Source organism: Escherichia sp. WS338 (assembly GCF_046486405.1).
Lineage (GTDB): Bacteria > Pseudomonadota > Gammaproteobacteria > Enterobacterales > Enterobacteriaceae > Escherichia > Escherichia coli.
Genome location: NZ_JBJQLL010000014.1, coordinates 69,474 through 82,573, shown reverse-complemented (window position 1 = coordinate 82,573; position 13,100 = coordinate 69,474). Strand labels below are relative to the sequence as shown.

15 protein-coding genes and 3 tRNA genes are annotated in these 13,100 nt (G+C 48.7%); 13 read left to right on the top strand and 5 right to left on the bottom strand.

What is annotated here, in order from left to right:
- Positions 1–21 precede the first annotated feature (21 nt).
- The gene (locus ACJHWT_RS14365) at positions 22–138 is read right to left on the bottom strand and encodes a hypothetical protein (RefSeq protein ID WP_001302039.1); all 117 of its coding nucleotides are present in this window, start codon (positions 136–138) and stop codon (positions 22–24) included.
- Between the two features lie 141 nt (positions 139–279).
- Here ACJHWT_RS14365 and uvrY point away from each other — a divergent pair, with 141 nt between their 5' ends.
- The 7 genes from uvrY to yecA all read left to right on the top strand — a co-directional run bounded on the left by uvrY (position 280) and on the right by yecA (position 4,685).
- Positions 280–936 carry a UvrY/SirA/GacA family response regulator transcription factor gene (gene uvrY, locus ACJHWT_RS14360; RefSeq protein WP_000611335.1) on the top strand — a complete coding sequence of 219 codons (657 nt, stop codon included), beginning with the start codon at positions 280–282 and terminating at the stop codon, positions 934–936.
- Positions 933–2,765, top strand: coding sequence for an excinuclease ABC subunit UvrC (uvrC, locus tag ACJHWT_RS14355; protein ID WP_001283427.1), 1,833 nt, complete (start codon positions 933–935; stop codon positions 2,763–2,765). Before uvrY ends, uvrC begins: the two co-directional genes overlap by 4 nt.
- Before the next feature lie 56 nt (positions 2,766–2,821).
- Complete coding sequence (gene pgsA, locus ACJHWT_RS14350; RefSeq protein WP_001160187.1) at positions 2,822–3,370, top strand: CDP-diacylglycerol--glycerol-3-phosphate 3-phosphatidyltransferase; 549 nt, start codon at positions 2,822–2,824, stop codon at positions 3,368–3,370.
- A 151-nt stretch (positions 3,371–3,521) separates the two neighbouring features.
- Positions 3,522–3,597, top strand: a tRNA-Gly gene (locus tag ACJHWT_RS14345).
- Positions 3,598–3,651: 54 nt separating this feature from the next.
- Positions 3,652–3,725, top strand: a tRNA-Cys gene (locus ACJHWT_RS14340).
- A 12-nt stretch (positions 3,726–3,737) separates the two neighbouring features.
- Positions 3,738–3,824: transfer RNA gene (locus ACJHWT_RS14335), tRNA-Leu, on the top strand.
- Between the two features lie 195 nt (positions 3,825–4,019).
- Positions 4,020–4,685: a UPF0149 family protein YecA gene (gene yecA / locus ACJHWT_RS14330; protein WP_000847885.1), complete on the top strand. Its 666-nt coding sequence runs from the start codon at positions 4,020–4,022 to the stop codon at positions 4,683–4,685.
- A gap of 49 nt (positions 4,686–4,734) precedes the next feature.
- Here the strand turns inward: yecA and tyrP are convergent, their stop codons facing one another.
- Complete coding sequence (tyrP, locus tag ACJHWT_RS14325; RefSeq protein ID WP_000797555.1) at positions 4,735–5,946, bottom strand: tyrosine transporter TyrP; 1,212 nt, start codon at positions 5,944–5,946, stop codon at positions 4,735–4,737.
- A gap of 190 nt (positions 5,947–6,136) precedes the next feature.
- Here tyrP and ACJHWT_RS14320 point away from each other — a divergent pair, with 190 nt between their 5' ends.
- Positions 6,137–6,376, top strand: a complete 240-nt coding sequence (locus ACJHWT_RS14320) for a YecH family metal-binding protein (protein WP_000377224.1) — start codon at positions 6,137–6,139, stop codon at positions 6,374–6,376.
- A gap of 37 nt (positions 6,377–6,413) precedes the next feature.
- Here the strand turns inward: ACJHWT_RS14320 and ftnA are convergent, their stop codons facing one another.
- Both ftnA and ACJHWT_RS14310 read right to left on the bottom strand, forming a co-directional pair.
- Positions 6,414–6,911, bottom strand: coding sequence for a non-heme ferritin (ftnA, locus tag ACJHWT_RS14315; protein ID WP_000917208.1), 498 nt, complete (start codon positions 6,909–6,911; stop codon positions 6,414–6,416).
- A 171-nt stretch (positions 6,912–7,082) separates the two neighbouring features.
- The gene (locus ACJHWT_RS14310) at positions 7,083–7,406 is read right to left on the bottom strand and encodes a YecR-like lipofamily protein (RefSeq protein ID WP_001237876.1); all 324 of its coding nucleotides are present in this window, start codon (positions 7,404–7,406) and stop codon (positions 7,083–7,085) included.
- 262 nt (positions 7,407–7,668) lie between these two features.
- Here ACJHWT_RS14310 and azuC point away from each other — a divergent pair, with 262 nt between their 5' ends.
- Positions 7,669–7,755, top strand: a complete 87-nt coding sequence (azuC, locus tag ACJHWT_RS14305; protein ID WP_010723106.1) for a stress response protein AzuC — start codon at positions 7,669–7,671, stop codon at positions 7,753–7,755.
- Positions 7,756–7,869: 114 nt separating this feature from the next.
- Positions 7,870–8,121 carry a DUF2766 family protein YecJ gene (gene yecJ / locus ACJHWT_RS14300; protein ID WP_000082127.1) on the top strand — a complete coding sequence of 84 codons (252 nt, stop codon included), beginning with the start codon at positions 7,870–7,872 and terminating at the stop codon, positions 8,119–8,121.
- Between the two features lie 77 nt (positions 8,122–8,198).
- Here yecJ and ACJHWT_RS14295 read toward each other — a convergent pair whose 3' ends face one another.
- The gene (locus tag ACJHWT_RS14295) at positions 8,199–8,702 is read right to left on the bottom strand and encodes a non-heme ferritin-like protein (protein WP_000179469.1); all 504 of its coding nucleotides are present in this window, start codon (positions 8,700–8,702) and stop codon (positions 8,199–8,201) included.
- A gap of 796 nt (positions 8,703–9,498) precedes the next feature.
- On the opposite strand from ACJHWT_RS14295, the gene araF reads away from it, so the two are divergent.
- The 3 genes from araF (at position 9,499) to araH (ending at position 13,073) form a co-directional block, all read left to right on the top strand.
- Positions 9,499–10,488: an arabinose ABC transporter substrate-binding protein AraF gene (gene araF, locus ACJHWT_RS14290; protein WP_000548675.1), complete on the top strand. Its 990-nt coding sequence runs from the start codon at positions 9,499–9,501 to the stop codon at positions 10,486–10,488.
- Between the two features lie 69 nt (positions 10,489–10,557).
- Positions 10,558–12,072 carry an arabinose ABC transporter ATP-binding protein AraG gene (gene araG, locus ACJHWT_RS14285; RefSeq protein ID WP_001187821.1) on the top strand — a complete coding sequence of 505 codons (1,515 nt, stop codon included), beginning with the start codon at positions 10,558–10,560 and terminating at the stop codon, positions 12,070–12,072.
- A gap of 14 nt (positions 12,073–12,086) precedes the next feature.
- The gene (gene araH, locus ACJHWT_RS14280) at positions 12,087–13,073 is read left to right on the top strand and encodes an arabinose ABC transporter permease AraH (RefSeq protein ID WP_001317893.1); all 987 of its coding nucleotides are present in this window, start codon (positions 12,087–12,089) and stop codon (positions 13,071–13,073) included.
- Positions 13,074–13,100 lie beyond the last annotated feature (27 nt).

The following is a 13,100-nucleotide window of genomic DNA, read 5'->3' as shown; positions in this document are numbered from 1 at the left end:
TATTGTTCGGGTTAATTAATGTTACATATTCAGCGGGCTGATTTTCATTTTTGCTGAATAAAGGTAATTTTTGTCACATTTCGTCGCAGGGCTTACTGTGAAACGATCCGGTAAGCCGTTGGTGACGGGCGTGACCATAACTGTGGACAATCGAATTGACAAAAACGAGAGAAAAATCGAATACCCACCATTTTTAACGTTTCAAAGTTGCAATAAAAACCGCTAATATACGAATGACTAACTATCAGTAGCGTTATCCCTATTTCTGGAGATATTCCTTTGATCAACGTTCTACTTGTTGATGACCACGAACTGGTGCGCGCAGGGATACGACGCATTCTGGAAGATATAAAGGGTATAAAAGTCGTCGGTGAGGCATCGTGCGGTGAAGACGCCGTTAAGTGGTGCCGGACAAATGCCGTTGACGTGGTGCTAATGGACATGAGTATGCCGGGCATTGGCGGTCTTGAGGCGACGCGTAAAATCGCGCGTTCCACAGCTGATGTCAAAATCATCATGCTTACCGTCCATACAGAAAACCCTTTACCAGCGAAAGTCATGCAGGCCGGTGCTGCGGGCTACCTCAGCAAAGGCGCGGCTCCGCAGGAAGTCGTGAGTGCGATTCGTTCTGTCTATTCAGGGCAGCGTTACATTGCTTCTGACATCGCTCAACAAATGGCGTTAAGCCAGATCGAACCAGAAAAAACAGAAAGCCCATTTGCCAGTTTGTCTGAACGTGAATTGCAGATTATGCTGATGATCACCAAGGGCCAGAAGGTCAATGAGATCTCAGAACAGCTCAATCTCAGTCCGAAAACGGTGAACAGCTACCGCTATCGTATGTTCAGTAAACTAAACATTCATGGCGATGTTGAGCTGACTCACCTGGCAATTCGCCATGGTCTGTGTAATGCGGAGACATTATCAAGTCAGTGAGTGATCAGTTTGACGCAAAAGCGTTTTTAAAAACCGTAACCAGCCAGCCAGGCGTTTATCGCATGTACGATGCTGGTGGTACGGTTATCTATGTCGGCAAAGCGAAAGACCTGAAAAAACGGCTTTCCAGCTATTTCCGTAGCAACCTCGCTTCGCGCAAAACCGAAGCGCTGGTCGCCCAGATCCAGCAAATTGATGTAACGGTTACTCATACAGAAACCGAAGCGCTGTTGCTGGAACACAACTACATCAAACTCTATCAGCCGCGTTACAACGTTTTGCTACGCGATGATAAATCTTATCCCTTTATCTTCCTGAGTGGCGATACCCATCCGCGTCTGGCGATGCATCGTGGTGCGAAGCATGCTAAAGGTGAATATTTCGGCCCGTTCCCGAATGGCTATGCCGTACGTGAAACACTGGCGCTACTGCAAAAGATATTCCCCATTCGCCAGTGCGAAAATAGTGTTTATCGCAATCGCTCGCGTCCGTGTCTGCAATATCAGATAGGGCGCTGTCTGGGACCGTGCGTTGAAGGACTGGTGAGTGAAGAAGAATACGCTCAGCAGGTCGAGTATGTGCGCCTGTTTTTGTCTGGCAAAGATGATCAGGTGCTTACGCAACTCATTAGTCGTATGGAAACTGCCAGCCAGAATCTGGAGTTTGAAGAAGCGGCACGTATTCGCGACCAAATTCAGGCGGTGCGACGCGTCACCGAAAAACAGTTTGTGTCCAATACCGGCGACGACCTCGACGTTATTGGTGTGGCGTTCGATGCGGGCATGGCTTGTGTCCACGTATTGTTCATTCGTCAGGGTAAAGTGCTCGGCAGCCGCAGCTATTTCCCGAAAGTGCCTGGCGGTACGGAACTGAGCGAGGTGGTGGAAACCTTCGTAGGTCAGTTCTATTTACAAGGCAGCCAGATGCGCACCTTACCGGGTGAGATCCTGCTCGATTTTAATCTTAGCGATAAAACGCTGCTCGCCGATTCCCTTTCAGAACTGGCGGGACGCAAGATTAATGTTCAAACCAAACCTCGCGGCGATCGGGCGCGTTATCTGAAACTCGCGCGCACCAATGCGGCGACGGCATTAACCAGCAAACTTTCGCAGCAATCTACCGTTCACCAGCGACTGACCGCGCTTGCCAGCGTGTTGAAATTGCCGGAAGTGAAGCGGATGGAATGCTTTGACATCAGCCATACCATGGGGGAACAAACCGTCGCTTCCTGTGTGGTGTTTGATGCTAACGGCCCGCTGCGTGCGGAGTATCGACGCTATAACATTACTGGCATCACGCCGGGCGATGATTATGCGGCGATGAATCAGGTGCTGCGTCGGCGTTATGGTAAAGCCATCGACGAGAGTAAGATCCCGGATGTGATCCTTATCGACGGCGGCAAAGGCCAACTTGCGCAGGCGAAAAATGTTTTCGCCGAACTGGATGTCTCATGGGATAAAAATCATCCGCTGCTACTAGGCGTTGCCAAAGGAGCAGATCGTAAGGCTGGGCTGGAAACGCTGTTCTTTGAGCCGGAAGGTGAGGGATTCAGTTTGCCGCCAGATTCTCCCGCACTGCATGTTATCCAGCATATTCGCGATGAATCACACGATCACGCGATTGGCGGGCACCGTAAAAAACGGGCGAAGGTCAAAAATACCAGTTCCCTGGAAACCATTGAAGGCGTCGGGCCAAAACGTCGGCAAATGTTGTTGAAATATATGGGCGGTTTGCAAGGTTTACGTAACGCCAGCGTCGAGGAAATTGCAAAAGTGCCGGGTATTTCGCAAGGTCTGGCAGAAAAGATCTTCTGGTCGTTGAAACATTGATGTCTCTGTAGCAACATAGGGGTAATCTTACTGACAACAGATAGTTACCCGTCATTATGCAATTTAATATCCCTACGTTGCTTACACTGTTCCGTGTCATCCTTATCCCATTCTTTGTATTGGTCTTTTATCTGCCTGTCACCTGGTCGCCGTTTGCCGCCGCGCTCATTTTCTGCGTCGCGGCGGTGACTGACTGGTTCGATGGTTTTCTGGCACGCCGCTGGAACCAGAGTACCCGGTTTGGTGCTTTCCTTGACCCTGTAGCAGATAAAGTTCTCGTGGCTATCGCCATGGTGCTGGTAACCGAGCATTATCACAGCTGGTGGGTGACCTTACCGGCAGCAACGATGATCGCCCGTGAAATTATTATTTCTGCGTTACGCGAATGGATGGCGGAGTTGGGTAAACGCAGTAGCGTGGCTGTCTCCTGGATTGGGAAAGTGAAAACCACTGCCCAGATGGTGGCGCTGGCCTGGCTGCTGTGGCGTCCGAACATTTGGGTTGAGTACGCCGGTATTGCACTTTTCTTTGTGGCTGCGGTACTGACTCTGTGGTCAATGTTGCAATATTTGAGCGCTGCGCGTGCAGATTTGCTTGATCAGTGATCGTTTCGGCGCAATTTTCAGCAAACGATCAAAAGTGGTGAAAAATATCGTTGACTCATCGCGCCAGGTAAGTAGAATGCAACGCATCGAACGGCGGCACTGATTGCCAGACGATAATAAAATCAAGTGATTAACTGATTGCTTGATGAATGCGGGAATAGCTCAGTTGGTAGAGCACGACCTTGCCAAGGTCGGGGTCGCGAGTTCGAGTCTCGTTTCCCGCTCCAGTTTAAAAGACATCGGCGTCAAGCGGATGTCTGGCTGAAAGGCCTGAAGAATTTGGCGCGTTAACAAAGCGGTTATGTAGCGGATTGCAAATCCGTCTAGTCCGGTTCGACTCCGGAACGCGCCTCCACTTTCTTCCCGAGCCCGGATGGTGGAATCGGTAGACACAAGGGATTTAAAATCCCTCGGCGTTCGCGCTGTGCGGGTTCAAGTCCCGCTCCGGGTACCATGGGAAAGATAAGAATAAAATCAAAGCAATAAGCAGTGTCGTGAAACCACCTTCGGGTGGTTTTTTTGTGCCTGCAACTTGTCGTTACACCCTCCTTAATTTTTAATCACCGGCAAAGCCACTCAAAAAGTATCTCTGATACGGACCGGCATGTAAGATAGGTGCTGGCGAGTTGAGATCCACAAGGAAAAGCGTATGAAAACGGGACCGTTAAACGAAAGTGAGTTGGAATGGCTGGACGATATTCTGACCAAATACAACACTGACCACGCCATTCTTGATGTGGCGGAGCTGGACGGTTTATTGACGGCGGTGTTGAGTTCTCCGCAAGAGATTGAACCGGCACAGTGGCTGGTTGCCGTGTGGGGTGGGGCTGACTATGTGCCGCGCTGGGCGTCAGAGAAAGAGATGACGCGCTTTATGAACCTGGCTTTTCAACATATGGCCGATACCGCAGAGCGTCTGAACGAATTCCCGGAGCAGTTTGAGCCGTTATTCGGCTTGCGAGAAGTCGATGGCAGCGAGCTGACGATTGTTGAGGAGTGGTGCTTTGGCTATATGCGGGGCGTGGCACTTTCTGACTGGTCAACGTTGCCCGATTCGTTAAAACCAGCGCTGGGGGCGATTGCGCTGCACGGTACTGAGGAAAACTTCGAGCGGGTTGAGAAGATGTCGCCAGAAGCGTTTGAAGAGAGCGTAGATGCCATTCGACTGGCGGCGCTTGATTTACATGCATACTGGATGGCGCATCCGCAGGAAAAAGCTGTTCAGCAACCGATCAAAGCAGAAGAGAAACCGGGTCGTAACGATCCTTGCCCGTGCGGCAGTGGTAAGAAATTTAAGCAGTGCTGCCTGCATTAAGAGGTCAAATTGGGTGTCAGCGTTAATTCTGGCACCCAATAAGATCTAATCACCCCACTTCTGGTAACAACCCTGCCGCAATCAAAAATTGCACGCCAATCACAGCAATACCACAGAGAAACACCACCACCAGCGCCGGACGACCACCTTTGACCCGGTAACCCGCCTGAGGATTGTGCTTTCTGCTTTGCCAGGTCAACAGCGAAGGGATAATCAATGCCAGTACCGCCAGCGCCACACCGGCGTAACCCAGCGCCATCACAAATCCTCGTGGATAAAACAGTGCAAACGCCAACGGCGGCAGAAAGGTAATTGCACCAGTTTGCAATCTTCCACCAACGGTATTTGAACGCTGAAACAAATCTGCCAGATAATCAAATAAGCCTAACGCTACGCCGAGGAAGGACGTGGCGAGGGCTAAATCAGCAAATAAATGCACTGCCAGCTCAACATGCGGAGAGGCCACCATTTCGCGTAACGCCTGTAACAGCCCGTTTAATCCGGCATGATTAGCCAGCAATCCCATAAAGGTTGTTGAATCAATGCTGCCAAGGGTCGCCAGCTGCCAGAAAATATATGCCACCAGGGGGATCGCACTACCGATTATAAACACCCAGCGTAGCTTACGAATGTTGCCATCCATATAGCTGACAATACTCGGCACGCTACCGTGAAAACCAAACGACGTAAAAATCACCGGGATTGCAGACAGTGCCAGTCCCTGTTGCAACGGCAGGGTTAAAAGATTCACTTTGTGAATATGCGGTAGCAGCAATACCAGCATCACCACCAGAAAAATAATTTTGGCGCTGAACAGAAAACGGTTAAATAAATCGACCAGCGATGTCCCGACACAAACCACGCCACCGGCAACAAAAGTGAACAACAGCACGCCAGCGGTTGCCGACATTGAAATACCTGTCCAGTCGCTGATGCTGGAGGCCAACAATTCACCGGCACCGCTGATGTATGCCGCAGTCAGAGCATACATTAAGAACATCATACTGAAGCCCGTCAGCCACTGACCGTAGCGTCCCAGATAGCGTTTTGCCAGCGTGCCCAGACCGGTATCTGCCGGGACATGCTGGTACACCTCCAGTAGTAATAGCGCCGTGTAGCACATCAACGCCCAAAGCCCAATCAACAAGATTAACGTGACGCTAAAACCAACACCTGCCGCAGCCAGCGGCATTGCCAGCATGCCTGCGCCAATTGTGGTTCCCGCCACGATAAAAACACTTCCCAGAGTTCTGTTTTTCACGCTTTCTTCTGTCCTGACGATCTTTATGAGTGATATCTGCGGCGCAGGTTAAGGCATAACGGCTGATTCGTCAAACCGGCGTTACATATGGTGTAAATATAAATGTACAATAAAAAGCGTTCAGTTCTGCGCTGGCGCAAAGTCTTCATAAGCGGCAATCGCTACGCTAGGCTTTTTTTGAGGAGGAACGATGGACTCTATTCACGGTCATGAAGTGTTAAATATGATGATTGAATCAGGCGAGCAATATACGCATGCCAGTCTGGAAGCAGCAATTAAAGCGCGTTTTGGTGAACAGGCACGTTTTCACACCTGCTCGGCAGAAGGGATGACAGCGGGAGAGCTGGTAGCGTTTCTGGCAGCAAAAGGCAAATTTATACCTTCGGAAGAAGGTTTTTCGACCGATCAGAGTAAGATTTGCCGTCACTGATTTGAAACGGCGGCAGTAAACCTGCCGCCGGAGAACATTAGTTTTGTGTGTCGAGGGTAGAGAGTTCTTTGTCGATAAAATACAAACCTTCGCCGCTTTTGCCTGCCAGACTTAATTTATCAATAATCGATTTGAACAGTTTCTCTTCTTCATGCTGCTCAGAAACATACCATTGCAGGAAATTAAATGTTGGGTAGTCCTGATTGGTCATTGCAGCATGAGCCAGTTCGTTAATTTTTTGCGTGATTAATTGTTCGTGTTTATAGGTTTCCTGGAATAATTCATCAAGTGAGGAATATTCAGCAAACGGAGATTCAACGGTATTAATACGCGGTAAGTTGCCGGTATCAGTCAGATAATCAAACAGACGCTGCATATGCGTCATCTCTTCCTGGGCGTGACGGCGCAGGAACGCGGCAGCACCTTCGAAGGTATGATAGCTGCACCAGGCGCTCATTTGCTGATAAAGCAGTGAAGAGTACAGTTCCAGGTTCATCTGCTCATTAAGTTTTTCAATCATTTCTGGTTTCAGCATGATAGTGCTCCACAAAGGTTATATTTGTTGCTGTGGCGTCACTATAATTTGTTATTTTATTATTTGCAAAAGGTAAAATATAAACTTCATTTATTAAAAATACGAATGGGAATAAAACGCATTACCGCTATTTATTTAATCAGCGAAGATCCCCCTCGCTGATTAAAACATTTAGAGAAAGACAGGGAAGGCGGAATGATGGCACTGATATGACAAAGTGAATTCCGTATTCAAACATAAGGAACCCGCAAAGAGGCTACAGTTGCCTACTGGCTGACCAAAGGGGATAGCGTGGGTATAGCCTTCCTGCTGGCATGCGCGATCGGCGATCCCGCGACTGACATAACGATCGGTATAGGCATGCTGCAAAAAAGCCTGGTCATAAACCAACCGTACAATACCTGTTGCCGCGTCAACTTCGCTCACATGGGCCTGGCGAGTAACCGTACACCCCGCCAGCGTTATTAATGAAAGAGTCAGAATCAGAAGTCTCATGGTCCAGCCAGAAGAGTAAAAGAAAGCACTATTTTACGCGTTACAGCGCTGCGACAATGGCCGGAAAAGACGCCTGGCAGGCGCTATTTCTCGCCATCTGTAGGTGTCAGAAATGGGGTAGCTGCTTTTTGATTATCATTTTTATAACATTAAAGGGGTATTTATGTGATTTACATCACATAAAGATTGATTTTTGTGATGGTTGTCATATTATAAGCGCAAAGACAATAACACATGTATAACAAATGGTCGGAGTGCCGCGATGAAACTGCGCAAAATCCTGAAAAGTATGTTCAATAACTATTGCAAGACGTTCAAAGACGTACCGCCAGGCAATATGTTCCGATAACAAAAAACCTGCTCCGGCAGGTTTTTTTGTGTCCTGATGACGGTGGATGTGACTATCGCTGAAGATGTGAAGCCGCTACTATAACGGCTTTCAAAATGCTATCAGGAGTTTACGATGTCCCAGCCGCTGAATGCCGATCAGGAACTGGTTTCTGATGTGGTTGCTTGCCAGTTGGTTATCAAACAAATTCTGGATGTTCTCGATGTGATCGCACCCGTTGAAGTTCGCGAAAAAATGTCCAGCCAGCTAAAGAATATCGACTTTACTAACCATCCCGCCGCCGCAGACCCGGTCACCATGCGGGCAATCCAAAAAGCCATCGCGTTGATTGAACTCAAGTTTACCCCACAGGGCGAATCCCATTAAAAAACCGCTGCTTCAAAAAAATGAGGCAGCGGTTTCTCAAAAACTTCATCGGCGCAATGCATTAGCGCCGATGATGATCAATGTAGCTGATGCGACACGACATTCAGAACATGTTGGTCGGTCTGCACAGGGCACATACCCGCAAGTTTCGCACTGCGCACTTCATCAAGAATGGTTTGCAGCAACAGGCCATCATGCTGCTGTTCTTTTTCCAGATCGCGCAGGAAATTGACGGTTGAATCATCATTCAGTTCTTTCGCTTCATCGGCTAACTGTGCCAACGTACTAGAACGTTGCTCGTATTCTTCCATCGTTTTTTGGAACAGTTCTTCCAGAGAGTTCAGTTTTTCACCGGGAACATCAATGGCTTTAACGATGGGGGTAGCGCCGACACTCTTCATAAAGTTAAACATGCGCATCATTTGGGTCACATTACTCTGTGCCTGGGCGCGAAGGAAAGTGGCGGTGCCGTTCAGACTCTGTTCAGAACACCAGTTACTCAGGTGAAGGTAGAGATTGGATGCGTAAAACTCGCGGTTCATTTGAGAGTTGAGTTTGAGAAGCATTCCAGCGGTTGCCATACCTAATATCCTTATATCCAGAAGTGGAGAGGTGCAAGATAAATCAAAACACCATAATTACTGTTTGCAGAATAATTCCTTTCTGCCGGTCCGAAATGTGATCGTGGAGTCAATTCTGACGATGATCTGAAATAAGAATAACGTCTGAACGGGTATAAGAAAATGCTTAAATCATCAAGTTTATATATTTTTACATTTCATTGATGAAATCAATGTAACTGCAATGAATTTTAATGATAGTGCTTTTTGTATCTTGTTGATATTAATCGATTAATTTGAATTCATGATGAAGTGATGGTTTTATAAAACGTTTTTTCATTTTTGCGAGATGGCTCTCATTATACGTGTTCTGTTAATTAATGAGCACAGTGATAATTAATGGCGAAATGAATGACGCACATTTTCCACATCTTTGAGTTGTGGTTATTACACCATTGCAAAAACTCAACGCCAGGTAATGCGGCCTATTGACTGGTTAAAAAGAAGACATCCCGCATGGGTACCAAAGACAACAAGGACTTCCAGGCTAATCTTATGGATTATTCTGCTGTGCACTCGATAATTTGTCTGACAAATTCGCTTTTCCTTATGTCTTTTCCCGCTAAATTTATGCACGTTCTCACTGTAATTCTGCGATGTGATATTGCTCTCCTATGGAGAATTAATTTCTCGCTAAAACTATGTCAACACAGTCACTTATCTTTTAGTTAAAAGGTAATGCTTTGTTTTCCGATTAATTTAACGAATGTCATTCGTTTTTGCCCTACACAAAACGACACTAAAGCTGGAGAGAACCATGCACAAATTTACTAAAGCCCTGGCAGCCATTGGTCTGGCAGCCGTTATGTCACAATCCGCTATGGCGGAGAACCTGAAGCTCGGTTTCCTGGTGAAGCAACCGGAAGAGCCGTGGTTCCAGACCGAATGGAAGTTTGCCGATAAAGCCGGGAAAGATTTAGGGTTTGAAGTTATTAAGATTGCCGTGCCGGATGGCGAAAAAACATTGAACGCTATCGACAGCCTGGCTGCCAGTGGCGCGAAAGGTTTCGTTATTTGTACTCCGGACCCGAAACTCGGCTCTGCCATCGTGGCGAAAGCGCGTGGCTACGATATGAAAGTCATTGCCGTGGATGACCAGTTTGTTAACGCCAAAGGTAAGCCAATGGATACCGTTCCGCTGGTGATGATGGCTGCGACCAAAATTGGCGAACGTCAGGGCCAGGAACTGTATAAAGAGATGCAGAAACGTGGCTGGGATGTCAAAGAAAGCGCGGTGATGGCGATTACCGCCAACGAACTGGATACCGCCCGCCGCCGTACAACGGGTTCTATGGACGCACTGAAAGCTGCAGGATTCCCGGAAAAACAAATTTATCAGGTACCTACCAAATCTAACGACATCCCGGGGGCATTTGACGCTGCCAACTCAATGCTGGTTCAACATCCGGAAGTTAAACATTGGCTGATCGTCGGTATGAACGACAGCACCGTGCTGGGCGGCGTACGCGCGACGGAAGGTCAGGGCTTTAAAGCGGCCGATATCATCGGTATCGGTATTAACGGTGTGGATGCGGTGAGCGAACTGTCTAAGGCACAGGCAACCGGCTTCTACGGTTCCCTGCTGCCAAGCCCGGACGTACATGGTTATAAGTCCAGCGAAATGCTTTACAACTGGGTAGCAAAAGACGTTGAACCGCCAAAATTTACCGAAGTTACCGACGTGGTGCTGATCACGCGTGACAACTTTAAAGAAGAACTGGAGAAAAAAGGTTTAGGCGGTAAGTAATTTGCCGGAAAGATTCCCCTCTGCATGATGCAGAGGGGGTGTGAACGACCAGTGATTCACGGAGACGTTATGCAACAGTCTACCCCGTATCTCTCATTTCGCGGCATCGGTAAAACGTTTCCCGGCGTTAAGGCGCTGACGGATATTAGTTTTGACTGCTATGCCGGTCAGGTTCATGCGTTGATGGGTGAAAATGGCGCAGGAAAATCAACTCTCTTAAAAATCCTCAGCGGAAACTATGCGCCAACCACGGGTTCTGTAGTGATTAATGGGCAGGAAATGTCCTTTTCCGACACGACCGCAGCACTTAACGCGGGGGTGGCGATTATTTACCAGGAGCTGCATCTCGTGCCGGAAATGACCGTCGCGGAAAACATCTATCTCGGCCAGCTGCCGCATAAAGGCGGCATTGTCAATCGCTCATTGCTGAATTATGAGGCGGGTTTACAACTTAAACATCTTGGTATGGATATTGACCCGGACACGCCGCTGAAATATCTCTCCATTGGTCAGTGGCAGATGGTTGAAATTGCCAAAGCCCTGGCGCGTAATGCCAAAATTATCGCCTTTGATGAGCCAACCAGCTCCCTCTCTGCCCGTGAAATCGACAATCTTTTCCGCGTTATTCGTGAACTGCGAAAAGAGGGGCGGGTGATCTTATACGTTTCTCACCGTATGGAAGAAATATTTGCCCTCAGCGATGCCATCACTGTCTTTAAAGATGGACGTTATGTCAAAACCTTTACCGATATGCAGCAGGTTGACCACGACGCCCTGGTGCAGGCGATGGTCGGGCGCGACATCGGCGATATCTACGGCTGGCAACCGCGTAGTTATGGCGAGGAGCGGCTGCGTCTTGATGCTGTGAAAGCACCAGGCGTACGTACGCCAATAAGTCTGGCGGTTCGCAGTGGTGAAATTGTCGGTCTGTTTGGTCTGGTCGGGGCAGGGCGTAGCGAATTAATGAAAGGCATGTTTGGCGGGACGCAAATCACCGCCGGTCAGGTTTATATCGACCAACAGCCGATCGATATTCGTAAACCGAGCCACGCCATTGCCGCAGGCATGATGCTCTGCCCGGAAGATCGCAAAGCGGAAGGCATTATTCCCGTGCACTCCGTTCGCGACAATATCAACATCAGTGCCAGACGTACACATGTGCTCGGCGGTTGTGTAATCAACAACGGTTGGGAAGAAAACAATGCCGATCACCACATTCGTTCGCTCAACATCAAAACGCCGGGCGCTGATCAACTGATCATGAATCTCTCAGGCGGAAATCAGCAAAAAGCCATTCTGGGCCGCTGGTTATCGGAAGAGATGAAGGTCATTTTGCTGGATGAACCTACGCGCGGCATTGATGTTGGTGCTAAGCACGAAATATATAACGTAATTTATGCGCTGGCGGCGCAGGGTGTGGCGGTGCTGTTTGCCTCCAGCGACTTACCTGAAGTCCTCGGCGTTGCCGACCGGATTGTGGTGATGCGGGAAGGCGAAATCGCCGGTGAATTGTTACACGAGCAGGCAGATGAGCGTCAGGCACTGAGCCTTGCGATGCCTAAAGTCAGCCAGGCAGTTGCCTGAGTAAGGAGAGTATGATGTCTTCTGTTTCTACATCGGGTTCTGGCGCACCTAAGTCGTCATTCAGCTTAGGGCGTATCTGGGATCAGTACGGCATGCTGGTGGTGTTTGCGGTCCTTTTTATCGCCTGTGCCATTTTTGTCCCGAACTTTGCCACCTTTATTAATATGAAAGGGTTGGGTCTGGCAATTTCCATGTCGGGGATGGTGGCTTGTGGCATGTTGTTCTGCCTTGCTTCCGGTGACTTTGACCTTTCTGTCGCCTCCGTAATTGCCTGTGCGGGTGTCACCACGGCGGTGGTTATTAACCTGACTGAAAGCCTGTGGATTGGCGTGGCAGCGGGTTTGTTGCTGGGCGTTCTCTGTGGCCTGATCAATGGCTTTGTTATTGCCAAACTGAAAATAAATGCCCTGATCACGACACTGGCAACGATGCAGATTGTTCGAGGTCTGGCGTACATCATTTCAGACGGTAAAGCGGTCGGTATCGAAGATGAAAGCTTCTTTGCCCTTGGTTACGCCAACTGGTTCGGTCTGCCTGCGCCAATCTGGCTCACCGTCGCGTGTCTGATCATCTTTGGCTTGCTGCTGAATAAAACCACCTTTGGGCGTAATACCCTGGCGATTGGCGGGAACGAAGAGGCCGCGCGTCTGGCGGGTGTACCGGTTGTTCGCACCAAAATTATTATCTTTGTTCTCTCTGGCCTGGTATCAGCGATAGCCGGAATTATTCTGGCTTCACGTATGACCAGTGGGCAGCCAATGACGTCGATTGGCTATGAGCTGATTGTGATCTCCGCCTGCGTTTTAGGTGGCGTTTCTCTGAAAGGCGGCATCGGAAAAATCTCATATGTGGTGGCGGGTATCTTAATTTTAGGCACCGTGGAAAACGCCATGAACCTGCTTAATATTTCTCCTTTCGCACAGTACGTAGTTCGCGGCTTAATCCTGCTGGCAGCGGTGATTTTCGACCGTTACAAGCAAAAAGCGAAACGCACTGTCTGATGCTTTTTTCCACAACAATTTAGCGTT